We start from the raw sequence: 22205 nt of genomic DNA, 5'->3' as shown, positions 1-22205 counted from the left end.
GAAACACCGGTCGCTCGCAAGGCACAATGCGTTTTTCCTTTTCAGCGGCCCGGCATGCAACGCGCTTCCGATCACAAACCCGTCATCTGGACGGTGGCGGTCTCCCGCCTTTTCAGTCTCTTGCGTGAAATCACGCTCGAATTTGATGGTCAGGCCACGATTGAGCCGATCAAACTCGGCTTTGAAGAAGCTGTGCAATGGATTAATGAAAAACTGGAAACCAGGCATTGCGACGCCATCATCGCCGCCGGTTCAAATGGGGCGTATCTGAAAAGCCGGCTGGCGGCGCCGGTGATCATCATCAAGGCCAGCGGCTTTGATGTGATGCAAGCCTTGTCGCGCGCGCGCACCTTGAGCCTGGAGGCGGATGGCGCGCTGGCGCCCTTGGGCATCATCAGTTATCTGGCGCCCTTCCCCGAGGTGGCGGAGTTCGCCAGGAGTTTCGGCATTGAACTATTGGAGCGCACTTACGCCACGGTGGACGATGCGCGCGCCGGGATAAATGAGTTAAAAGCGCGCGGCGTGCGGGCGGTGGTGGGCACGGGTTTGATCACGGATTTGGCGCAAGCCGCCGGCATGCAGGGGGTGTTTGTGTATTCTGCGGATTCGGCGCGGCAGGCGTTTGAGCACGCGCTGCAAATCGCCCGCTTGCGTCCGGGCAAGAGCCTGCCGGCAGCGGTGACGCAGCCGGGGTTGCAAGTGTTGCGCGGCAATAGTGCGGCGCTGGATGAGGCGCGTCAGCTGATTTTGCTGTATGCGCGTTCGCCGGCGACTGTATTGATTGAGGCGGAAACCGGCTGCGGCAAGGAGTTGGCGGCGCGCGCGATTCATGGCGAAAGCCAGCGTTTGCAGCAAAAAACCACGCCGTTTGTGGCGGTCAATTGCGGCGCACTGGCGGAATCTCTGCTGGAAGCGGAATTATTCGGCTATGAGGACGGGGCGTTTACCGGCTCACGCCGGGGCGGGCATGCCGGCTTGTTTGAGGCGGCGCATGGCGGCGCACTGTTTTTGGATGAAATCGGCGAGATGCCGCTGGCCTTGCAAACCCGCTTGCTGCGGGTGCTGGAGGAACGCGCGGTGCTGCGGGTGGGGGCGACCAAACCCATTGCGCTGCAGGTGCGGGTGATCTGCGCCACGCATTCTGATTTGGCGGCGCTGGTGGCGCAGGGGCGGTTCCGCGCCGATCTGTATTACCGGCTGGCGGTGTTGCGCTTGCATTTGCCGCCCTTGCGCGCGCGCGGCGCGGATGTGCTGGATCTGGCGGCATGGTGTTTGAAAAACGCGCTGGCCGGTCTGGATATGCGCGGCAGTCTGCGCGCCAATCTGGAGGCGGAATTAGCCAGCTGCGCCAGCCTTTTGCAAGCTTACGCCTGGCCGGGCAATGTGCGCGAGCTGCGCAATGTGATGGAACGGCTGGCTTTGCATCTGGCGGCCCAGCCGCTGCAAGCAATTACCCCGGCTTTGCTGTTGCGCGTGGCGCCGGAATTGCAGGCCGCCCTGCCCGGCGCCACACCGTTGCCGGCCCCGTCGCTCAGTGCGCAGGCAAGGTCTGGCGGCGACGCCGATCTGGCGCTTTTATTGAACCGTTTCGGCGGCAACCGCGCGCTGTTGGCGCAACATCTTGGCATTTCCCGCACTACGCTGTGGCGCCGCCTGAAACAGGCCGGGCTTGCGCAATAGCCCAGGGCAAAAAAAAACGGGGTTGGCGGTTTGTTGTTTGCAAGACTTCCAAGGAGGAGAAGGCTTGCAAACAACAACTTCCGACAACCCCGAAAACATCCTGTTGCTGGAAAAATCAACAAGATGACCGGAAACGATTTCTGGCGAGCCAATTAAGCTCAAGCCGGTCTGCCACTCTTGGCGCTGATTTATTTTTGTTTGCAGCGCCGACAGAAAGAAGTTTATCCGTGCTTTAAGTCACATAAAAGATGCAGTTTTCCACTTTCTTTTAAACAACAGCAACATTTTTTGCAAACTGTGCTGCATCAAAACAGGCCGAACTGTAACGCAAGTCATCAAATTTCATGCCGTCAGGAAATCTGTATTGTGATTTATCTTATTCAGCGATGTTTTAATAGATAGCAATTCCATGTTTTTATGAATTGTACTGCCTCATTAAAACAGTACAGTTTTCACATTTCAGCAGAGCGGATTGCCATCCATGCAAAATTCATTTTACAAATCCGTCATTTATTTGTCATACAGGAAAGAATGCATGCAGAAGTAAATGGAAAAATGTTGCATCGCAGCCGGCTGTGATGGTGAAAAAACCGCATCAAGCGGAAATTGGGCGATACAGTAGAAAAAAAGCCGCCTGGGATACAGGCGGCTTGCATGGCGGAATTGCGCTTTACTCGGCTTCGACCGGTTCGGCCCGCACCGCCGGCGGGCCGCTGCGGCTGCCGACTTCAAATGCCAGCACGACTTTTTCCGCCTCATCCAGATCGACCGTGACTTTGCCGCCGCTGGCCAGACGGCCAAACAGCAATTCATCCGCCAGCGCTTTGCGTATCATGTCTTGAATCAGGCGGGACATGGGGCGCGCGCCCATCAGCGGGTCAAAGCCTTTGCGGCCCAGGAAACCACGCAGTTTTTCGGTGAAGATGGCTTCAACTTTCTTCTCATGCAACTGCTCTTCCAGCTGCATCAGGAATTTATCCACCACGCGCAAGACGATTTCCTCATCCAAGGGCTTGAAGCTGATGATGGCGTCCAGGCGGTTGCGGAATTCCGGCGTGAACATGCGCTTGATGTCGGCCATTTCATCGCCGGCTTCTTTATTGTCAGTGAAGCCGATGCCGCGCTTCTGCAGGCTTTCCGCGCCGGCATTGGTGGTCATGACCAGGATCACATTGCGGAAATCCGCTTTGCGTCCGTTGTTGTCAGTCAGTGTGCCGTGGTCCATCACTTGCAACAGGATGTTGAAAATATCCGGATGCGCTTTTTCGATTTCATCCAACAACAACACGGCATGCGGTTTTTTGGTGATGGCCTCGGTCAGCAAACCACCCTGATCAAAGCCGACATAGCCGGGTGGCGCGCCGATCAGGCGGCTGACCGCGTGGCGCTCCATGTATTCCGACATGTCAAAGCGGATCAATTCGATGCCCAGAATAAAGGCGAGCTGCTTGGCGACTTCGGTTTTGCCCACCCCGGTCGGGCCGGAGAAGAGGAAGGAGCCGATCGGTTTATCAAGTTTGCCCAGCCCGGCGCGCGACATTTTGATGGCCGCCGCCAGTGCCTCGATTGCCTGATCCTGGCCGAACACCACATTGCGCAAATCGCGCTCAATGGTTTGCAGCTTGCTGCGGTCGTCCTGATTGACCGATTGCGGCGGAATGCGCGCAATCTTGGCGATGATGTCTTCGATTTCCGGCTTGCCGATGGTTTTCTTTTGCCGCGACTTGGGCAAAATTCTTTGCGCCGCGCCGGCTTCGTCAATCACGTCAATCGCCTTGTCCGGCAAATGACGGTCATTGATGAAGCGCGCCGCCAATTCGGCAGCGGCATGCAGGGCCGGATTGGAATATTTGACGCCGTGATGTTCTTCAAAGCGCGATTTCAGGCCGCGCAAAATTTGCACGGTCTGCTCCACCGTCGGCTCATTGACATCCACTTTCTGGAAGCGGCGCGACAGGGCGTGGTCTTTTTCAAACACGCCACGGAACTCGGTGTAGGTGGTGGCGCCGATGCATTTGAGCTGACCATTGGCCAAGGCCGGTTTGAGCAGATTGGAGGCGTCCAACGTGCCGCCTGAGGCCGAGCCGGCGCCGATGATGGTGTGAATCTCATCAATGAACAGGATGGCGTGCGGATTGTCTTTGAGCTGCTTTAAGACCGCTTTGAGGCGTTGCTCAAAGTCGCCGCGATATTTGGTGCCGGCCAGCAAAGCCCCCATATCGAGCGAATACACGATGGCGTTTTGCAACACTTCCGGCACATCTTTTTGCGTGACGCGCCATGCCAGACCTTCCGCAATCGCGGTCTTGCCTACGCCGGCTTCGCCCACCAGCAGCGGATTGTTTTTGCGCCGGCGGCACAGGATTTGAATCACGCGATCAACTTCATCTTCACGCCCGATCAGGGGGTCGATGCGGCCTTCCAGCGCCATTTTGTTCAGATTCTGGGTGAATTGCTCCAGCGGGCTTTCTTTTTGCCCATCGGCCCCGGCTTGCGCATCTTCCGCCCCTTCCGGCGCTTTCTGGCTATCGCCGGAAGCATCTTTGCGCACGCCGTGCGAAATGTAATTCACCACATCCAGCCGCGTCACGCCCTGCTGATGCAGGTAGTACACCGCGTGCGAATCTTTTTCGCCGAAAATCGCCACCAGCACATTCGCTCCCGTGACCTCTTTCTTACCGTTGGAGGCGGATTGAACGTGCATGATGGCGCGCTGAATGACGCGCTGAAAGCCCAGCGTGGGCTGGGTGTCCACTTCCCCCACCCCCGGCACGGTCGGCGTATTGTCGCCGATGAAATTGGTGAGGGTTTTACGCAAATCATCAATGTGCACGGCGCATGCGCGCAACACTTCTGCTGCGGAAGGATTGTCCAGCAAAGCCAGCAACAGGTGCTCGACTGTAATGAATTCATGTCTGGCCTGTCGCGCTTCGACAAAAGCCATGTGCAAGCTGACTTCCAATTCCTGAGCGATCATACTTCCTCCATCACGCACTGCAGCGGATGCCCCGCCTTGCGGGCGTGGCTGATTACATACTCTACTTTAGTGGCTGCAATGTCTTTTGAATAGACCCCGCACACCCCCTTGCCTTCACGGTGCACATTCAACATGATCCGGGTCGCGTTTTCGCGATCCTTGTTGAAATACTCCTGCAGAATCGCGACCACAAACTCCATCGGCGTATAGTCGTCGTTCAAGAGAAGGACTTGATACATCGATGGCGGTTTGACTTTCTCCGCCTGCCGGTCTAATACGGTGCTGTTTTCGTTATTGCTAGACATACTTATATTCTAATGTCTGATTGCCGGGATGGCAGCTTACATCCTGCCATTGCACAGTCGCCATCTTACGCGCTTTTGCCACGCCCTGCAGAATGGGGGCGTCGTAGCAAAAAACAAGACGATTTTTTGCTTGATTGCAAGAAGATATGGAGCTTGTTACAAAACGACTTGACTTCAAAATTTATTCCTTGAACAATGCACATAACAGGTGACGTCACGGCGTGACCTGGGAGGAGGAGCGGCAGGTAAGTGGACGCGTTGGCGGTGCTTCTTGCATAAGCTCGTTTGTTCAGATTTTATTTGAAAGTTCTTTTATGGCAACTGGTACCGTCAAGTGGTTCAATGATTCCAAAGGCTTTGGTTTCATCACCCCGGATGATGGCGGCGAAGATTTGTTCGCCCATTTTTCCGCAATCAATATGGCAGGCTTCAAGACCCTCAAGGAGGGGCAGCGTGTGGAATTCGAAGTTGTGAGCGGCCCGAAAGGCAAGCAGGCATCGAATATTCAAAACGCGTAAGCGCAAAAATATTTTGCTAAAAGCCCCGCCCCCTGCGGGGTTTTTTATTTATAGGGGCGAATTGCAAAACATTTCCAATTCACACTATTTACAACGATTTTTGATATAACAGGGGAAATGCCGCAAGCGCAGCGCGCCTGCGGCGACATGTGTTTTACATGTTTTCGATCATGACATCGCCAAAGCCCGAGCACGATACCTGAGTCGCGTTTTCCATCAGACGCGCAAAGTCATAAGTCACGCGTTTGGAGGAAATCGCTTTTTGCATCGCGTCGATCACCAGGTCAGCCGCTTCGAGCCAGTCCATGTGGCGCAACATCATTTCCGCCGACAGAATCAAGGAACCCGGGTTCACATAATCGCGACCGGCGTATTTCGGTGCGGTGCCGTGGGTTGCTTCAAACATCGCCACCGAGTCAGACAGGTTGGCGCCCGGCGCAATGCCGATGCCGCCCACTTGCGCAGCCAGTGCGTCGGAGATGTAATCGCCGTTCAGATTCAGCGTTGCAATCACGCTGTACTCTGCCGGACGCAGCAGGATCTGTTGCAAAAACGCGTCAGCAATCGAATCTTTCACCACGATCTCGCGACCGGTTTTCGGATTCTTGAATTTGCACCACGGGCCGCCATCGATCAGCTCAGCGCCGAATTCTTTTTGCGCCAGCTCGTAACCCCAGTCACGGAAGCCGCCTTCGGTGTACTTCATGATGTTGCCTTTGTGAACCAGCGTCACGGAAGGCTTGTCGTTGTCGATCGCGTATTGAATTGCTTTGCGCACCAGACGCTCAGTGCCTTCGCGCGATACCGGCTTGACGCCGATGCCGGAAGTTTCCGGGAAACGGATCTTCTTCACGCCCATTTCTTTGATCAGGAATTCGATCACTTTCTTGGCGCCTTCGGAATCTGCCGCCCATTCGATGCCGGCGTAAATATCTTCAGAGTTTTCGCGGAAAATCACCATGTCGGTCTTTTCCGGCTCACGCACCGGGGAAGGCACGCCATTGAAGTAACGCACCGGGCGCAGGCAGACATACAGGTCGAGTTGTTGACGCAGCGCAACGTTGAGCGAACGGATGCCGCCGCCAACCGGGGTGGTCAGGGGGCCTTTGATCGAGACCACATAGTCTTTCAGCGCTTCCAGGGTTTCATCCGGCAGCCACACGTCCGGGCCATACACCTTGGTCGATTTTTCGCCAGCATAGATTTCCATCCAGCTGATCTTGCGGCTGCCGCCGTAAGCTTTCGCCACTGCCGCGTCGATCACTTTGATCATCACCGGGGTAATATCCACGCCGGTGCCATCGCCTTCAATATAAGGAATGATGGGAGTGTCGGGCACATTCAGGGAAAAATTCGCATTGACGGTGATTTTTTGGCCGTCGGTCGGTACCTTGATATGTTGATACATCGTATTCTCCGAAGTTGGGATGAAAGCATGTCTGCGTCGCCATGCGCAAACAGCCTGGCATGCCAGCAGCCGCGCTTGCTGCGGCTGGGGCAGGACGGAAGCGAAACCTCCGCCCATAATCTGTTTCACATTGTGCAGCCGCATTTTACCCGCACTCCCGGTTGAGGATGGCAGTTACGGCGAAATTTTGGCAAAATCGGCTGTTTTTGCCCGCTGCGCCGCAAGTTGCGCCTGTAAGCCGCCTGCATGCTGCGCGCGCAATCCTGTTTACCACCTTTTTGAGCGGCTGCCCATGCGTCTGATCCTGTTTAATAAACCCTTTGGCGTGATGAGCCAGTTTTCCGCGCACCCCACCCGCGCCACCCTGGCGGATTACATCAAGATCCCGCATGTCTATCCGGCTGGCCGCTTGGACGCGGACAGCGAAGGGCTGCTGCTGTTGACCGATGATGGCAAGCTGCAGCATCAAATCGCCCACCCCGCCGCAAAAGCCGCCAAGCGCTATCTGGCGCAAGTCGAAGGCGTGGCCGATCAGGCGCAGTTGACTGCATTGCGCAGCGGCATTTATTTAGGCGACTTCACCACCCTGCCCTGTCAGGCCGTGCGCATTGCAAACCCGGAATGGCTGTGGCGGCGCGACCCGCCAGTGCGCCAGCGCGCAAATATTCCAACCGACTGGTTGATGCTGACCCTGCACGAAGGTAAAAACCGGCAGGTGCGGCGCATGACCGCCGCCGTCGGACTGCCGACATTGCGTCTGGTGCGCTATGCGATTGGCGCGGTTTCACTGGCCAGCCACCCGCTGCTGCCCGGCGAGATGCGGGAAATCGAGGCAGAAGAATTGCAAGAATGATCATTTTTTCGCGCCAAGCCGGGCGGCGGCGCAGGTGGCGGCGTTTTTTTTGATTTTTTTCGGATTTCCGCCAAAAAACTGTCAACCCGATTGCCGCGCACCCCGTTATGGCAGCAGATTCGAAATAAAGAATCCCGAATTTTCAACCCACCCAATACAAAGGACTTCAAAATGTCGAAGATCATCGCCGCTCTGGTAGCCAGCCTGTTCGCCGCTTCCGCTTTCGCTGCTTCCGCTTCCGCTTCCGCTCCGGCTGCTTCCGCTGCTGCTGCTTCCGCTCCGGCTTCTGCAGCTGCTTCCGCTGACGCTTCCGCTAAGCCGAAGAAAGCCAAGAAAGCCAAGAAAGCTAAAGCTTCCGCTGAAGCTTCCGCTCCGGCTTCCGCCGCTGCTGCATCCGCTTCCGCTTCCAAGTAATTTGGTCTGAAGCAAAAAAAGGCAGGTTTCGACCTGCCTTTTTTGTTGTCCGCAGCATTTACCACTGTTAAGACGCTATCCGCACCGCCATGAAATCCGCCCATCTGCTGCTGCCTGCCGCCCTGCTGTGCCTGTCGCTTCCCTGTTCTGCGCAAGTCAAATTTCCCGTCACCCAGCTCAATATCGGCATGTATGTGATCAAGGCCGAACTGGCCGCCGCGCCGGAAGAGCGGGCGCAAGGCTTGATGTATCGCCGCAAAATGGCGCATAACGAAGGCATGGTATTTGATTTCGGCGCGCCGGCGCAGGTTTGCATGTGGATGAAAAACACCTACATCCCGCTATCAGTCGCTTTTATTGATGAAGAGCGGCGCATTATCAATATTGAAGATATGCAACCCCTGAGCGAAGAATCCCATTGCGGCACACGTCCGGTGCGCTACGCGCTGGAAATGAATCAGGGGTGGTTCAAGCAAAAAAATATCAAGCCGGGCGCGCAAATCGACGGCCTGCCGAAGTAAATCCCGACACACTGACGCCATTCTGGCGCCACAAACAAAAATGGCATTACGCTCGCGCTTGCAAACGTAATGCCATTCTTTTATTCTGCGCCGGCGCTGCCAAAGCAGCGCTATCAGCCGCAGAATGTATCCGCAAAAATTAAGCGGCCAGCGCTTTCAGAGCAGCTGCCAGGCGGCTCTTATGACGGGCAGCCTTGTTTTTGTGGATGATTTTCTTGTCGGCGATACGGTCGATGGTGGAAACCGAAGCCTGGAACACAGCGGTGGCGGCGGCTTTGTCGCCAGCCTGGATTGCCTTGCGGGCAGCTTTGATAGCGGTGCGCAGAGTGGAACGCTGGGAAGAGTTATGCGCATTCAGCTTGACTGCCTGACGTGCGCGCTTACGCGCTTGTGCGGAATTTGCCATGAATAAATCCTGATAAGTTGGTCTAATCGGTGGCAAAGCTAAGGCGTTTGCTCAACCGGAATTTTGTGAAGCGACAGATTATAGCCGCATTTGGCAAGCGGGACAAGTGTTTGCAAATTTTGCGGCGCCGGCCTTAAAACCTGATCTGCGCGCCTTGTCTTTTCTGCAAAAATCACCTGTCATCACTGCGGGGCGTGGCTATAATCCTTGCATGAACCTGAACCCGGCCCCTTTGGATAAATTGGATTATTTTGCCGCGCTGGTGCGTGAAGATCGCAACCTGGCGCTGTTTGAGGCTGCGCTCTCGCTGGCGCAAGATGCGGAAGAGCCGATTGATCTGGCCGCCACCCTGGCGGAATTTGATCAACTCGCCAACCGTCTGCAACAGCGCCTGCCCAGCGATGCCTCGCGTCTGCAAAAACTGCATTGCCTGCTGCGCTTCTTTTACCACGACCTGGGCTTTGCCGCCAATCTGAATGATTTTTACCACCCGGACAACAGCTATTTGCACCGCGTCATGGCGACCCGGCGCGGCATCCCGATCTCACTGGCGGTCTTATTTCTCGAATTCGCTCAGCACATCAGCTTGCCGGTGCAGGGGGTTTCCTTCCCCGGCCATTTCCTGATGAAACTGGATTTGCCATCCGGCGAGGTGGTGCTTGATCCCTTGACCGGGCAAAGCCTGGGACGTGAGCAACTGGAGCATCTCTTGCTCAATACCCTCGATATGCCGCAGGGCGATTTAAGCTTGAATGAAATTCCCTCAGATGAATTGAAACGCCATTTGCAAGCCTGCAACGGACGGCAGATTTTGATCCGCATGTTGCAAAACCTAAAACTCATTTTCCTCGAACACGAAGACTGGCCCAAGCTGCTGAATGTCTTGCAACGTCTTTTGATTTTGCAGCCGGATGATTTGCTGACCAGGCGCGATCGCGGGTTCACCTGGGCGCAACTGGAGTGCCCGCAAGCTGCGGTGCAGGATTTGCAAGATTATGTGGAACAGCGCCCGCATGGCCTGGATGCGGAACTGATTAACGCCATGCTGCCGGAATTGCGTCAGGCGGCGGCGCGCTTTAATTGAGCGCGCCGCACCAGCCTCAGGCTTTGGAACGGGCTTCGATTTCTTCCCACTTTTCCAAGGCCAGCAACAAATCTTCATCAATCTGCGCAAAGCGCTCATTCAAGCGCTTCACCTCATCCGGCTGACTGCGATACAGATCGGCATCGGCCAGACGTTCGGATATCTGCTTTTGCTCCGCTTCCAGCGCGGCAATGCGCCCGGGCAACTCATCCAATTCGCGTTGCTCTTTGTAGGAGAGTTTCTTTGCTTTGGGGCTGTCTGCTTTTGCCGGCGCGGTTTTTTCCGGCGCCTTTTCAGCTGCCGCCTTGAGCGGCGCTTTCGGTGCGGCAGCCGCCTGCGCCGCTTGCACCCGCTCCCAATCGGTGTAGCCGCCGACATATTCACGCCAGCGCCCGCCGCCCTCGGCCACAATCACCTGGGTCACGACATTATCCAAAAAGGCGCGGTCGTGGCTGACCAGGAATACTGTGCCGGCGTACTCTTCCAGCAATTCCTCTAATAATTCGAGGGTGTCGATATCCAGATCATTGGTCGGTTCGTCCAACACCAGCACATTCGCCGGCTTGGCGAACAGGCGCGCCAACAGCAAGCGATTGCGCTCGCCGCCGGAGAGCGATTTCACCGGCGAACGCGCGCGTTCCGGCGAAAACAGAAAATCGCCAAGATACGACATCACATGCTTGCGCTGACCATTGATTTCCACCCACTCGCTGCCGGGGGAAATGGTGTCGGTCAGACTGGCGTCTTCATTGAGCTGGGCGCGCATCTGGTCAAAATACGCGATTTGCAAGCGCGCGCCCTGCTTGATCGTGCCGGCATCCGGGGCCAGCTCGCCCAGCAATAATTTGAGCAAGGTGGTTTTCCCGGCGCCATTCGGGCCGATCAGGCCGACTTTATCGCCGCGCAAAATAATCGAAGAGAAATCGCGCACGATTTGCTTGTCGCCCCAGGCTTTAGCAACGCCTTCCAGTTCGGCCACAATCTTGCCGGAACGCTCGCCCTGGCTCAATTCCAGTCTGACCTGGCCTTGCAAATCACGGCGCGCAGCGCGTTGCAAGCGCAGCGCCTCCAAGCGCCGCACCCGGCCCTCGTCGCGCGTGCGGCGCGCTTCCACGCCCTTGCGGATCCAGACTTCTTCCTGCGCTAAGAATTTGTCGAATTTGGCGTTTTCAATCGCCTCAATTTCCAGCAATTGCGCCTTGCGCGCTTTGTAGGCTGAAAAATTGCCGGGGAAAGACAACAAGCGGCCCCGGTCAAGTTCGACGATACGAGTGGCCACATTGTCCAGAAAACTGCGGTCATGGGTGATAAACAGCACGCTGCCGCGAAACTCCTGCAGCAAACTTTCCAGCCATTGAATCGAAGAAAAATCGAGGTGGTTGGTCGGTTCGTCCAGCAATAAAACATCGGGATTGCCGACCAGGGCGGCAGCCAGCGCCACCCGTTTTTGCATCCCCCCGGACAGGCTTTCAATCGCCGCATCGCGCGGCAGGCTCAGGCGCGCCAGGGTGGCTTCGACCTTGCTTTTCAAATTCCAGGCGTCGCGCGCATCCAGCTCGGTTTGCACCTGATGCATGCGCGCCAGCAGCGCCTCATCATCAGCGCCGCCCAGTTGAGCGGTCAAACCCTCATATTCTTCCAGCAGCCCAGCCAAATCGCCCAAACCGCCGGCCACAGCGTCAAACACAGTATGTCCGGCTGCAAATTGCGGTTCCTGATCAACCGAGGCGATTTGCAAACCGTTTTGCATCACCAGCAAGCCATCGTCCAGACGGGTGCGGCCTGCAATGATTTTAAACAGCGAGGATTTGCCAGCGCCATTGCGCCCGATCAAACCCACTTTTTCCCCGCTCTCAAGTGAAAAATCAGCGTGATCAAGCAAGGCCACATGGCCGAAGGCCAGTTGGGCGGAAGTGAGGGAAATGACAGCCATGGCGCACCTGAGGGCAAAAAAACGGTCATTGTAGCGTGCAAAGCAGAAATTGAGCGCGAAATCCCTGCGGCTGTCTGGGCAATCAAAGCTCAAGGAACTGGTTTGCTCAAATTGAAAATACTATGACGCCGGGCCGGCTTAGCCCGCCTTCCCCGCCCCGTCTTGCGCATCCGCCTCGCGCAGCCAGCCGCACTTAAAGCAGCGCCACAGCAGCATGCTGGCTACGCCTTGCATGATGGCGCACAGATAATAAATCTCGCCGGCGCGCCAATCGTCCGCCGGCAAGGCGCTCATCTGCGCCAGTAAATGACTGCCGATCAGCGGCATAAAAATCACGCCCAGGCTGTTGATGGCCTGCACCGAACCTTGAAAAGCCCCTTGCTCATACGGCGCGACTTGATTCGATAACATCGCTTGCAATACCGGCCCGGCGGCGAAAGCCAGCAGATTGCACAAAATCAGCAGGTACAACATCCACCCCTGCGTGGCCAGACCATAGCCCAGATACACCACTGCGCCGCAGCCCAGCCCCAGCAGCCCCAGACGCTTATCGCCAAACCAGGCGCGCAAACGCGGCAGCAGGCCGGCTTGCACGCTGGCGGCGCACAGGCCGACTAAAAACAGCGAGAAACCGCTTTCCAGCGGCCCCCAGTTGTAACGGAAATTGGTGTACAGCACCCAATTGCTTTGCAACAGCATTTGCGCAAAAGCGCACAGCATCACAATCAGCAGCGGAACCTGCAAGCCCGGCTGGCGCACAAAATGTAAAAGCGTGGCCAGCGGATTTAAGCGCCGCCAGTCAATCGGCTTGCGCGCTTGCGGCGGCAGGGATTCCGGCAACATCCGCCAGCCGTACAGCAAATTGGCCAGGCTCAAGGCTGCCGCGAAATACAGCGGCAAATACAAATTCACGCTGCCCAGCAAGCCGCCAATCACCGGCCCGCAAATAAAACCCATGCCGAAAGCCGCGCCGATCTTGCCAAAAGCGGCGGCGCGCTCTGCCGGCGCGCTCACATCGGCGGCATACGAGTTGGCCACCGACACGCTGGCGGAAGACATGCCGCCGATAATCCGCCCGATCAAGAGCAGGGGAATTGAAGTCGCCAGTGCAGTGGAAAGAAAATTCACGCCCATGCCAGCCATGGAAAATAAGAGCACAGGCTTGCGCCCGATGCGGTCGGACAAGGCGCCCAAGAGCGGCATGAAGATAAATTGCAACACGCCAAACAAGGTGGTGAAAGCGCCATGCAGGGCGGCTTGCTCGGCGCGCGTGTCGGCGAAATTAGCGAAAATCAAGGGCAATACCGGCACCACCAAACCAATGCCCAGCATATCGATAAAGACGCACATCAAGACAAAATTCATGTTGCCGCGCGGCGTGGCGGGGACTGCTGCATCAGGTCGGTTCATAGCTCGGCATGGTAGGAAGGCCAGCTATTGTAGCGGATCGGCGCTGGCCAAACGCTGTTGCAAGCCATCCAGCAAAAATTGATACACCGCTTTAACCCGCACCGTCTGGCGCAAATCCGGATGGGTCAGCAGCCAGAGATTGACAGCGCATTCCGGAACCGGCGCGCTGCAGCGGCGCAATGCTGGATTGGCGTCGCCCAGATGGCAGGGCAAAAGGCACAATCCCAACCCGGCGGCGCAAGCGTGTTGCAGCCCGACAAAGGTATTGCAGCGCAAGGCCAAGGCGTCGAGCGGGATGATGTGCTCCAGCCAGCGCAAGGTGCGGTGGCCGGCGAAACTCTCATCCAGCCCCAGCCAGTCGCACTCCGCCCAGTTGGCCGCGCGGCTGACGCCAGCTGCGCCGTACACCGCAAATTGCACCATGCCAACGCGTTTGCCGATTAAGTGCTCCGGCGCCGCACTGGCGGTGCGCAGGGCGATGTCGGCGTCACGGCGGGACAAGTTGGCGGCCCGGTTATCGATTTGCACATCCAAGCGGATCAGGGGATAGCTGGCGCGACAGGCTTGCAGCAGCGCGGGCAGGAGCGCGGCGGCCAGACTGTCCGTGGTGGAAATACGCACTTCACCGGATAAGCGCGCATCCTGGCCGCTGACTTTGCGCATGGCCCCGGCCAGCAACTCTTGCATGGCGTCGCCGGCGCGCGCCACTTCCTCCCCGGCGGCGGTCGGAATATAGCGCCCGCCATGCCGCTCAAACAGGGCCACGCCCAGGCGCTGCTCGAATTGCTGCAAGCGGCGGAATACGGTGGCGTGGTTACACCCCAGGCTGCGCGCAGCGCCGGCCAGCGAAGCGCTGGCGCAGATCAGGGCGACTAAGCGGAAATCGTTTAAATCCTCTTCATTTTGCATTTTTGCAAACCTGGCTTGTTGAAATTTGGAATGTACTTGCATTCCCGCAAATCATACACTGCTCACATCTTAAACACGACTGGAGAAAAGCATGCAAGCAAGTCCTTTGAAACGCATCCTGGCGGTGGCAGCGGGTGCGCTCATCATCAGCGCGGCGCAGGCGGGCGAACCGATCTGGGACGCCAATAAAGTGGAAATGGTGAGCGAAAAAATGGCCGATGGCGTGTATGCGCTGTATGACAAAAAAGCCGGCGAGATCAATGCCAAGGGTGGCGCGGCGGCCACCAGCGGCGGCATTATCGTTGGCGCGCGCGGCGCGCTGATGATTGACACCATGATCAATCAGCGCCTGCATAAACAGGTGCAGCAGTTAAATAAAACCCTGGCCGGCAAGCCCTTGCTGTACGCCATTAACACCAGTGCGCATGGCGACCACAGCTTTGGCAATATGTATCTGCCGGCGCAAACCCTGGTGGTGCAACACGCCAACACGCAAGCTTATATCCACCAGCATCTGGAAAAAGACAAGGCCTTCATGCTCCAGTATTTCGGCAAAGGGCGCGGGATTGAGCAAATCAAGGCGCGCGCGGCGGATATTTTGCTGCCCGCCGGCGGCAAGCTGGAACTGGATCTGGGCGACAAAAAAGTGCAGGTGATCGATTTTGGCTTTGCCCAGACCGGCGGCGATTTATGGGTCTGGGAGCCGGGCAGCAAAGTCATGTGGGCCGGCAATCCGGTGATTGCCGGCAAACCCGCCCTGCCCTGGCTGCTGGACGGGCATTTGCTGGAAACCCTGGAGACGCTGAAAAAAGTGTATGCCTTCCTGCCGCCTGAGGCGCGGATTGTGCCCGGCCATGGCACGCCAATCGGGCGTGAAGACATGAAATGGCATATTGATTATCTGCAAGCGATCCGCGACCAGGTGCAGGCCGCCATCAATGAAGGCCTGAATCTGGAACAAACCGTGGCGCGCGTGAAATTGCCGGAGTTTGGCGGCTATGCCCTGTTCGGCTGGGTGCATCCGGGTTTGAATGTGCCGGCGGCGTATAAAGATTTGCAAAAGAAATAAGCAGCGGCGGTGCGGCGTTCAAGCGCCCGCCGCTTGCCGCCCGGCTTGCGAAGCATGATAGGCGCGCAATAATTCGCCGGCATCATCCAACAGCAGCAAAACCATGCGCGGACATGTTTGCGGGGTTTGAAAATGGGTGATCATGCAGTGTTGCGGGTCGATTTCCAGCAACAGATTGGGTTTATCAAACAGGGTGCAGGGGGCGGCGAACAAAACTTCGGCGGCGCGCAAACCCTGTTTGCGGCGGAATTGCTCGGGATTGTCATCAAAGCGCTGCATGCTGCGAATGGCGGCAAAAGGCAAGTCAGCATGCAGACGATGTCCCATCCGCAAATACAGGCAATCTGCGCTCACAGCATGGCGCTGGGCGCGCATCCCCCAACGTTCGGCCAGAACCAGCGCCACGCCCAGCAGCGTCGCCAACAACAAAGCGCCGTGCAAGAGCGGACGCACTGCCGGCGGGATATCAATCACACTGGCGATGAAGAGCGAGACCGGCATATCCACCAATAAAGCCAGCATCACCAGCCAAAACGCGGTTTCATATTGGCTGTTTTGCATAAAACCCAGGCAAATATGGTCTGCTGAAATGTGTGGCGGCGCAGCATTGCGGCCACGCGCAAATGCGCCGAAGTCGCGCAAAAGCAAGCTGATAAAACGGGCAGATCCCAGCAAAGGCATGGGCAGCCATGCCGCCAGCCAAGTCAAGGGTTGCTGCGCTTGGCGCATTCTGGCGCGCATATTCTGCCAGTCTTGCAAATAACGCCAGAATATGAGTGCGGCGGCCCCGAGCAGCGCCAGATGAAGCAGATTGCGCGAGGGGAAGAAAATGAGGTAAGACAGTTTGGCGCTGAAATACAGGGCGAAGGCGGAACCCAGGATGCTGCGCCAGCGCGGCGCTGCAGCAAGCGCATGCAATTCAGGTTTCATTTCATCAAAATCCAAATATCGTTTTTTTACATATATTATCAGAGAAGCTGTCGCCCTATTTGGCTGCTGTTTGTTTGGATTGCGCAAGGCGGACTGACACTGGTTCTGCGCAACTGGTTCTACACTTGCGCACGGTTTCGTACTAGGATGCACTATCCCCCGCTACCTGCAACGAGGTCATGATGACGAATACCGAACACTTTTGGATGCCATTCACCGCCAATCGCCAATTCAAACAAAAACCGCGTATGCTGGTCGCCGCTAAAGGCATGTATTACACCAGCGATGACGGGCGGCAGATTCTGGATGGCACTTCCGGTCTGTGGTGCTGCAATGCCGGCCATGCGCATCCGAAAATCGTGGCGGCGGTGCAGCAGCAGGTGGCGCAGATGGAATATGCGCCCCCCTTCCAAATGGGACACCCCAAAGCCTTTGAGGCCGCCACCGCGCTGGCCTCGATCGCGCCGGCAGGCTTAAACCGCGTATTTTTCTGCAACAGCGGCTCGGAAGCGGTGGACAGCGCCTTGAAAATCGCCCTGGCTTATCACCGCATGCGCGGCGACACCCTGCGCCACCGTTTAATTGGACGCGAACGCGGCTATCACGGGGTAGGTTTCGGCGGCATTTCGGTGGGCGGCATCGCCGGCAACCGCAAACATTACGGCCCCGCCCTGCCCGGCGTCGATCATATCCGCCACACCCTGAATCTGGCGCAAAACGCTTTCACGCGCGGCCTGCCGCAGCAAGGCGCAGAACTGGCCGATGAATTTGAACAGCGCCTGCTGGCGCTGCACGATCCGGTAACGGTGGCGGCGCTGATCGTGGAGCCGGTGGCCGGTTCCGCCGGCGTGATCATGCCGCCGCAGGGTTATTTGCAAAAGCTGCGTCAGATTTGCGATAAATACGGCATCCTGCTGATTTTCGATGAAGTCATCACCGGTTTTGGCCGCCTGGGCAAACCGTTCGGCGCGGATTATTTCGGCGTCACACCGGATATGATCACCTGCGCCAAGGGACTGACCAATGCCGCCGTGCCGATGGGCGCGGTGTTGGTGAAGCAGGAAATTCATGACACCTTCATGCAAGCTGCGCCGGAAAACACGATTGAGTTTTTCCACGGCTACACCTATTCCGGCCACCCGCTGGCCGCCGCCGCCGCTATCGCCACGGTGGACGTGTATCAAAGCGAAGGCTTGTTTGCGCGCGCAGCGGAAATGGCGCCGTATTTTGAAGAAGCGGCGCACAGCCTGCGCGGCCTGCCGTATGTGAAAGACATTCGCAATCTGGGCCTGGTGTGCGGCATCGAGCTGGAAGGCATCGCCGGCAAGCCGACCGCGCGCGCTTTCTCAGTATTCTTGAAGTGTTTTGAAGAAAAAAATGTGCTGATCCGCACCACCGGCGACATTATTGCGCTGTCGCCGCCTTTGATCATCGAAAAAGAGCAGATCGACCGTTTATTTGGCGCCATCGGCGAGTGTTTGCGCGCACTGTAATCCGCACACAGCAAGAAAAAAGCGCGCAGACATTGCGCGCTTTTTCATCTGCGGCTGAGGCCTAAGCGCGTCCGCCGTCCACTGCCCCGGTATTTTCCACCTGCTTCGGATTCCCGGCATCCGCCGCATTCCGCGTCTGTGCGCGCCAGCCCAGCGCTTCATTCACAATCAAGGCCAGCAAAACCAGCGCGCCGCCATACAACGTCGCCGCGCCCGGGGTTTCATTCGCCCACAACCACGCCCACAGCGGCCCCAATAAAACTTCAAGCAAGGACAGCAGGGACAGCTCCGGCGCCGACAGATGCGGCGCGGCGCGCAGCATCAGCATGCACGGCACGCCAAGTTGAAACACGCCCAGAATCGCCAGGATCAACACATCGTGCAAGGAAGCCTGCAAAGGCCAGGCGAAAGGCAGGGTAAATAAACAGGACAGCACGCCGCCGATGAAAATAGCCGGAATCAAATCGACTGCGGCGCCGGCTTTTTTCAGGGTGATCAAATTAATGCTGGAAGCCAGCGGCACTGCAAACGCCACCAGCATGCCCAGCGCGGCATTGCCGCCGGCGGCGTCGGCTTCGCGCATGCCGCCCACGCACATCCAGACCACGCCAAGCAGCGCCAGCAAAATCGCACCCCAGGTGCGCATGGCGATTTTCTGGCCCAGGATGAAAAACGCCAGCAAGGCAGTCAGCAAGGGCGCAATACTCATCACCACCAGGGTATTGGCGACGGTGGTCAAAGTCATCGCCAACATGAAGCAGGAAAACATCAAGCACCACATAAACCCGGACACCACACCCCAGCGCCCTGCTGCGCGCAAGGTGGCGGTAAAGCGCCCCTGCGCGCCCAGCCAGACCAGAATGAAGAGCGCGGCAAACAGGCTGCGCCAAAAGGTGACTTCAAAGCTGCGCGCCGCTTCCAGGTGGCGGGTGAACACCCCGGCAATGCTCCACATCGCGGGCGCAATTATCATCAGCAAAATGGCTTGGCGGTGTTGGCGGGTGCTGCTCATGGCGGGCCTTTGTGCAATGCAAAAAAGCAGTATAGCGAGGATTTGCGGCCAGGGTGCGGGACTAAGTAGAAGCCGCAATGATGGGTGATGCATGCGCTGTCAGGGTCAGACATGGCCCTGCGCAATTTTTCCGATTAGCACCGCCCCCCCATCGTCAGCATGACGCGGGGGAGGCAAACTTTTGGCGGTGAAATCACAAAAAACGGCAACTATTTTGACTGGCGGCCAAAACCGCATGCAGACTGCCCGAACTAGCTCTGTTTTTGCTTGAGCGCCAAGGCCATGACAACCTCGCCCTGATCAATTTCACCCGTCGGCTGAAAGCCCAGAGAAAGATAGAGTTTCTCAGGGCCGCCTTCTTCCGGGACATATGAAATCAGCAACTGCTCGAAGATGCCCTTCTGCTTCACATGTTCGATAACTTGCAGCATTGCGGCCCGCCCGATTCCCTTGTGCTGATGTTTGGCATCGACCATCAGACGCCAGACATAGGCAGTTGGATTTTCTGGCACGGGGTCGCGCAGCGAATCATCGGCGAGCATCACAAAGCCGACCGGCTCCTCGCCAAGATAAATCGCGCGGTACCAGGCTTCGGGGGCGAACAAGGCTTGTCCCAGCGACCAGGAATTCGGAGCCACGAATTTTTTCTGATGCTCAGCGACGTCAAGCAACATCACGGCGCGCACGGTGTCAGCCGTGATCTCACGCAGGGTGACTTGATTTGAAATGTGTTCCATAGGCGGACTCCTGTGTAAATTCAGCGCTCGGCCAATTTGCCCCCCTATAACAATCAGGCTGGCGGGTAACTGAGCGTACCTTGTGCTCAACATGAAGCAAAGCGCCCTCGCAATCGCTGCTGCCGATAATAAAGCCTTGCCCTGCACGATAAGCAGCCGGCAAAATCAGCAAACTGCTGCAGAGGGGTGTGCTGAAATATACCAGAACAATACAAGCAACTGCGACATGCGGCATATGGACAGCGTTCACGCGGCGCAAAATAGGGACTGCGCGCAAACAAGGCGTTTTCTTGCATGCGCGTCGCCTGAAAACAGGTAAGCCAAACTTAGCTGATACAAGCGCCTCACAAACGCCAGACTCAAGCGGATGTCGCCCAATAAAAGCTAATGAAGAATTCAGGCCCCTCAATCACAAGATGGCATTCATTCCAGTCATCCGTAATGAGATAGGTCGGATAGTCGCAATGCGCGGGAAGGTCAATCCCGGCAAATAGCGCCAGATATGTCCGCTCCATTTCCCTTTTTCCAATCTCAAAGAATGGCCGGGCTGGCGGCAGCCCGCTGATCTCCAGGTCTTCATTTGCAACACGGGCAAAATCCAAGACACTGCTGTAAGGCGCTTTGCCGCGGCCATGCGTGGATATGCGGGCAAACTCCTCAGAATTTGAGCCATTTGGGAATTCGTATTGATCAAGCTCTATGGTTCGCATGTCTTTTGAAGTTTTCCGGTTTGGTAAGCAAAGCACCGGGCCGGCGTAACGGCATAATCTTGGGCGGATGGATGGGCAACATTTCTGCACACGCACAAATGCGTGCCCCCCTACCCGGCTGCAACTGTTCAGCATGGATCAGTTGCAGCGAGTTCCGACTCTCTTTATGGTGGTGGCATGTCACATTGCGTACTTGATGCGCACAGGCCGCACCAGCCCTGATCTTGATGCTAGATTGTACTTTGACTCCAATGAAATCCGGGCGGCCTACCTGCTCAATTAAAAGAAGGCCCCGCTGCGCCCGGCATGAAGATGTATTGCGCATGGTGGCTTTCTCACACGAAAACATGACGGGGAACCCGGCGTGAAAACAATCTGGCGAGGTCTGCAGGAAGTTCAAGTTCCGGCTCAGACAATCAAGACTCTACGCGAGATGGGCGCATTGCAAGACTGAGTTGTGTGTAATGGAATGTTCATTGTTTTGCAGCGTGCTTTCTCTTCTGATCTGGTTGCCCCCTGCTGGCGGCTGAATAGACACAACAAATGTTTGAATGTCAGAACTTCCCCCGTTCGATATTTGATATTAATTTGACAAAGTAGAATCCGTATCCTAGCATGAACTTTCTAGGGAAAAGTCAGTTGCTAAGCGATGGTTGGCAATTTCTGCAAATCATTTAATGAGATGGATAGATTGCAAGAACAATTTTATTAGTCATAATTAGGGTGGTTTGTGGGAATGTTGGAATTTATTCCATACTGGATTGGCCCTTTTCGTGCATTGTTTTAAATACGATTGCATCAAAATTCAACCTACAAGGGAGGAAAAAATGACCAATCCTACAACTGCAACATTGCCAACAGGAAATTTAGCTGACGATATAACAACCAATGGCACAACAATTTTCAAAGGTAGCGTCACCATTGAAAATATACTTTCCCCGAAGCAAAATAAATTCGATGTAATGTGCCCGAGCAATTTCGAGAACAGTGTCACATTCGCAAGCCCACCAAAAACACCTGTCATTTTTAAAGAGGGTGGCGAAGTCCATTTTTGCAATACGATCAATCTCTCAAAGGCGACACTAAATCTTAATGGCGCAAAATATACCACTCCAATTAATATAATGACGGACGTTGAAGTAACATCCATTAAAACAAAAAAAATAACGATTAACAGTGAAAGCGGAAAATGTGCGCTCGTAGCAAATGGCTCTGTAGATTTCTCGAAAGCGAATTTTTTGGCCCCCCTAAACATTGCCACCTTCACAGAAATTGAAACATTAACCGTAACAAATGATAGCACCGTCAAAAAATCTCTTAGTGTAGAAGGTACTATCCGCTCAAATAAAATTACCCCCTTAAAATCCAAAGAAAACAATCCTGCAATCTCATTTTTTCTTGGAGCCGACGACATCCCGACAACCATTATAAAAAATCCAGTAATAAATAGATTGATTGTCAGGGACACAAATAGAAGCACCATTGCAAATAAAGAAAATATCGCTCCTGAAGAGGCTTTAAGAATACTTCGCAGACTCGCGAAAATTTCAAACAAATTGACTTGGCATGATTCTCCACATCAAACCTATGGATTAATTGCGGAAGAGATTTTGGAACTTCGTGAAATTGGCCTTATCGTCAGAAAAATTGAAACAGCCAGTGGCCCACAGTTATGTGTTGATTACATGGCAATCATCCCATTACTCGTTGCTGCCATGAACGGGTTAGCCGATTTACCACCACCTGTCAATCCGGGAAACTGACCCCGTTCGACCTGCGTTGGTCGCATCTTCCCTGCACGCAAGCCCTGCCCTCTCCCTCGCCATGCCGGACTCG

General features: G+C 55.9%; 20 protein-coding genes and 1 pseudogene. 9 read left to right on the top strand and 12 right to left on the bottom strand.

Annotation, left to right across the window (positions count from 1 at the left end):
- Positions 1 to 54: 54 nt before the first annotated feature.
- On the top strand, positions 55 to 1680 hold the full coding sequence (gene prpR / locus V8J88_RS05350) for a propionate catabolism operon regulatory protein PrpR (RefSeq protein ID WP_338848262.1): 1626 nt from the start codon (positions 55 to 57) through the stop codon (positions 1678 to 1680).
- Between the two features lie 670 nt (positions 1681 to 2350).
- Here prpR and clpA read toward each other — a convergent pair.
- Both clpA and clpS read right to left on the bottom strand, forming a co-directional pair.
- Positions 2351 to 4657, bottom strand: a complete 2307-nt coding sequence (clpA, locus tag V8J88_RS05345; protein ID WP_338848261.1) for an ATP-dependent Clp protease ATP-binding subunit ClpA — start codon at positions 4655 to 4657, stop codon at positions 2351 to 2353.
- A complete protein-coding gene (gene clpS / locus V8J88_RS05340; RefSeq protein ID WP_338848260.1) occupies positions 4654 to 4962 on the bottom strand; it encodes an ATP-dependent Clp protease adapter ClpS in 309 nt (102 codons plus the stop codon). The genes clpA and clpS overlap by 4 nt, the downstream gene beginning before the upstream one ends.
- Positions 4963 to 5276: 314 nt before the next feature.
- On the opposite strand from clpS, the gene V8J88_RS05335 reads away from it, so the two are divergent.
- Positions 5277 to 5480 carry a cold-shock protein gene (locus V8J88_RS05335; RefSeq protein ID WP_338849837.1) on the top strand — a complete coding sequence of 68 codons (204 nt, stop codon included), beginning with the start codon at positions 5277 to 5279 and terminating at the stop codon, positions 5478 to 5480.
- Between the two features lie 154 nt (positions 5481 to 5634).
- Here the strand turns inward: V8J88_RS05335 and icd are convergent, their stop codons facing one another.
- Positions 5635 to 6888 (bottom strand): NADP-dependent isocitrate dehydrogenase, encoded by a 1254-nt coding sequence (gene icd / locus V8J88_RS05330; RefSeq protein WP_338848259.1) that lies wholly within the window; start codon positions 6886 to 6888, stop codon positions 5635 to 5637.
- A 292-nt stretch (positions 6889 to 7180) separates the two neighbouring features.
- Here icd and V8J88_RS05325 point away from each other — a divergent pair, with 292 nt between their 5' ends.
- Positions 7181 to 7741: a pseudouridine synthase gene (locus V8J88_RS05325; RefSeq protein WP_338848258.1), complete on the top strand. Its 561-nt coding sequence runs from the start codon at positions 7181 to 7183 to the stop codon at positions 7739 to 7741.
- Here V8J88_RS05325 and V8J88_RS05320 read toward each other — a convergent pair.
- The gene (locus tag V8J88_RS05320; RefSeq protein ID WP_338848257.1) at positions 7654 to 8259 is read right to left on the bottom strand and encodes a hypothetical protein; all 606 of its coding nucleotides are present in this window, start codon (positions 8257 to 8259) and stop codon (positions 7654 to 7656) included. The genes V8J88_RS05325 and V8J88_RS05320 overlap by 88 nt on opposite strands.
- On the opposite strand from V8J88_RS05320, the gene V8J88_RS05315 reads away from it, so the two are divergent.
- On the top strand, positions 8245 to 8676 hold the full coding sequence (locus tag V8J88_RS05315) for a DUF192 domain-containing protein (protein WP_338848256.1): 432 nt from the start codon (positions 8245 to 8247) through the stop codon (positions 8674 to 8676). The two genes, V8J88_RS05320 and V8J88_RS05315, sit on opposite strands and share 15 nt — an antisense overlap.
- 139 nt (positions 8677 to 8815) lie before the next feature.
- Here the strand turns inward: V8J88_RS05315 and rpsT are convergent, their stop codons facing one another.
- Positions 8816 to 9082, bottom strand: a complete 267-nt coding sequence (gene rpsT, locus V8J88_RS05310) for a 30S ribosomal protein S20 (RefSeq protein WP_338848254.1) — start codon at positions 9080 to 9082, stop codon at positions 8816 to 8818.
- A 211-nt stretch (positions 9083 to 9293) separates the two neighbouring features.
- Between rpsT and V8J88_RS05305 the strand changes: the two genes are divergently transcribed.
- Positions 9294 to 10166: a tetratricopeptide repeat protein gene (locus tag V8J88_RS05305; RefSeq protein ID WP_338848253.1), complete on the top strand. Its 873-nt coding sequence runs from the start codon at positions 9294 to 9296 to the stop codon at positions 10164 to 10166.
- Positions 10167 to 10182: 16 nt separating this feature from the next.
- On the opposite strand, the gene V8J88_RS05300 is transcribed toward V8J88_RS05305, so the two are convergent.
- The 3 genes from V8J88_RS05300 to V8J88_RS05290 all read right to left on the bottom strand — a co-directional run bounded on the left by V8J88_RS05300 (position 10183) and on the right by V8J88_RS05290 (position 14418).
- On the bottom strand, positions 10183 to 12099 hold the full coding sequence (locus V8J88_RS05300; RefSeq protein ID WP_338848252.1) for an ATP-binding cassette domain-containing protein: 1917 nt from the start codon (positions 12097 to 12099) through the stop codon (positions 10183 to 10185).
- Between the two features lie 138 nt (positions 12100 to 12237).
- A complete protein-coding gene (locus V8J88_RS05295; protein ID WP_338848251.1) occupies positions 12238 to 13509 on the bottom strand; it encodes an MFS transporter in 1272 nt (423 codons plus the stop codon).
- A gap of 24 nt (positions 13510 to 13533) precedes the next feature.
- On the bottom strand, positions 13534 to 14418 hold the full coding sequence (locus tag V8J88_RS05290) for a LysR family transcriptional regulator (RefSeq protein WP_338848250.1): 885 nt from the start codon (positions 14416 to 14418) through the stop codon (positions 13534 to 13536).
- A gap of 91 nt (positions 14419 to 14509) precedes the next feature.
- Here V8J88_RS05290 and V8J88_RS05285 point away from each other — a divergent pair, with 91 nt between their 5' ends.
- Positions 14510 to 15487, top strand: a complete 978-nt coding sequence (locus V8J88_RS05285) for an MBL fold metallo-hydrolase (protein ID WP_338848249.1) — start codon at positions 14510 to 14512, stop codon at positions 15485 to 15487.
- A gap of 18 nt (positions 15488 to 15505) precedes the next feature.
- Here V8J88_RS05285 and V8J88_RS05280 read toward each other — a convergent pair whose 3' ends face one another.
- Positions 15506 to 16417, bottom strand: coding sequence for a hypothetical protein (locus V8J88_RS05280; RefSeq protein ID WP_338848248.1), 912 nt, complete (start codon positions 16415 to 16417; stop codon positions 15506 to 15508).
- A 182-nt stretch (positions 16418 to 16599) separates the two neighbouring features.
- Here V8J88_RS05280 and V8J88_RS05275 point away from each other — a divergent pair, with 182 nt between their 5' ends.
- A complete protein-coding gene (locus V8J88_RS05275; protein ID WP_338849836.1) occupies positions 16600 to 17910 on the top strand; it encodes an aspartate aminotransferase family protein in 1311 nt (436 codons plus the stop codon).
- Positions 17911 to 17971: 61 nt separating this feature from the next.
- Here V8J88_RS05275 and V8J88_RS05270 read toward each other — a convergent pair whose 3' ends face one another.
- The 3 genes from V8J88_RS05270 to V8J88_RS05260 form a co-directional block, all read right to left on the bottom strand.
- Positions 17972 to 18922 (bottom strand): DMT family transporter, encoded by a 951-nt coding sequence (locus tag V8J88_RS05270; protein WP_338848247.1) that lies wholly within the window; start codon positions 18920 to 18922, stop codon positions 17972 to 17974.
- Between the two features lie 251 nt (positions 18923 to 19173).
- Positions 19174 to 19659, bottom strand: coding sequence for a GNAT family N-acetyltransferase (locus V8J88_RS05265; protein WP_338848246.1), 486 nt, complete (start codon positions 19657 to 19659; stop codon positions 19174 to 19176).
- A gap of 359 nt (positions 19660 to 20018) precedes the next feature.
- Positions 20019 to 20369, bottom strand: a complete 351-nt coding sequence (locus tag V8J88_RS05260; RefSeq protein WP_338848245.1) for a hypothetical protein — start codon at positions 20367 to 20369, stop codon at positions 20019 to 20021.
- 118 nt (positions 20370 to 20487) lie between these two features.
- Here V8J88_RS05260 and V8J88_RS05255 point away from each other — a divergent pair.
- Positions 20488 to 20823: pseudogene (locus V8J88_RS05255) on the top strand (IS4 family transposase); the annotation flags it as partial.
- 373 nt (positions 20824 to 21196) lie between these two features.
- Complete coding sequence (locus tag V8J88_RS05250; protein ID WP_338848244.1) at positions 21197 to 22132, top strand: hypothetical protein; 936 nt, start codon at positions 21197 to 21199, stop codon at positions 22130 to 22132.
- Positions 22133 to 22205 lie beyond the last annotated feature (73 nt).

The organism is Massilia sp. W12, assembly GCF_037300705.1.
GTDB lineage: Bacteria > Pseudomonadota > Gammaproteobacteria > Burkholderiales > Burkholderiaceae_D > JACPVY01.
This window is presented reverse-complemented; position numbering and strand designations above follow the sequence as displayed.

Coding starts and splice junctions, on each gene's coding strand:
- V8J88_RS05300 (WP_338848252.1), bottom strand. CDS start 12,099: ATGGCTGTCATTTCCCTCACTTCCGCCCAACTGGCCTTCGGCCATGTG.
- icd (WP_338848259.1), bottom strand. CDS start 6,888: ATGTATCAACATATCAAGGTACCGACCGACGGCCAAAAAATCACCGTC.
- V8J88_RS05315 (WP_338848256.1), top strand. CDS start 8,245: ATGAAATCCGCCCATCTGCTGCTGCCTGCCGCCCTGCTGTGCCTGTCG.
- rpsT (WP_338848254.1), bottom strand. CDS start 9,082: ATGGCAAATTCCGCACAAGCGCGTAAGCGCGCACGTCAGGCAGTCAAG.
- V8J88_RS05285 (WP_338848249.1), top strand. CDS start 14,510: ATGCAAGCAAGTCCTTTGAAACGCATCCTGGCGGTGGCAGCGGGTGCG.
- V8J88_RS05265 (WP_338848246.1), bottom strand. CDS start 19,659: ATGGAACACATTTCAAATCAAGTCACCCTGCGTGAGATCACGGCTGAC.
- V8J88_RS05280 (WP_338848248.1), bottom strand. CDS start 16,417: ATGAAACCTGAATTGCATGCGCTTGCTGCAGCGCCGCGCTGGCGCAGC.
- V8J88_RS05325 (WP_338848258.1), top strand. CDS start 7,181: ATGCGTCTGATCCTGTTTAATAAACCCTTTGGCGTGATGAGCCAGTTT.
- clpS (WP_338848260.1), bottom strand. CDS start 4,962: ATGTCTAGCAATAACGAAAACAGCACCGTATTAGACCGGCAGGCGGAG.
- V8J88_RS05295 (WP_338848251.1), bottom strand. CDS start 13,509: ATGAACCGACCTGATGCAGCAGTCCCCGCCACGCCGCGCGGCAACATG.
- V8J88_RS05275 (WP_338849836.1), top strand. CDS start 16,600: ATGACGAATACCGAACACTTTTGGATGCCATTCACCGCCAATCGCCAA.
- V8J88_RS05270 (WP_338848247.1), bottom strand. CDS start 18,922: ATGAGCAGCACCCGCCAACACCGCCAAGCCATTTTGCTGATGATAATT.
- prpR (WP_338848262.1), top strand. CDS start 55: ATGCAACGCGCTTCCGATCACAAACCCGTCATCTGGACGGTGGCGGTC.
- V8J88_RS05320 (WP_338848257.1), bottom strand. CDS start 8,259: ATGGGCGGATTTCATGGCGGTGCGGATAGCGTCTTAACAGTGGTAAAT.
- V8J88_RS05290 (WP_338848250.1), bottom strand. CDS start 14,418: ATGCAAAATGAAGAGGATTTAAACGATTTCCGCTTAGTCGCCCTGATC.
- clpA (WP_338848261.1), bottom strand. CDS start 4,657: ATGATCGCTCAGGAATTGGAAGTCAGCTTGCACATGGCTTTTGTCGAA.
- V8J88_RS05305 (WP_338848253.1), top strand. CDS start 9,294: ATGAACCTGAACCCGGCCCCTTTGGATAAATTGGATTATTTTGCCGCG.
- V8J88_RS05335 (WP_338849837.1), top strand. CDS start 5,277: ATGGCAACTGGTACCGTCAAGTGGTTCAATGATTCCAAAGGCTTTGGT.
- V8J88_RS05250 (WP_338848244.1), top strand. CDS start 21,197: ATGACCAATCCTACAACTGCAACATTGCCAACAGGAAATTTAGCTGAC.
- V8J88_RS05260 (WP_338848245.1), bottom strand. CDS start 20,369: ATGCGAACCATAGAGCTTGATCAATACGAATTCCCAAATGGCTCAAAT.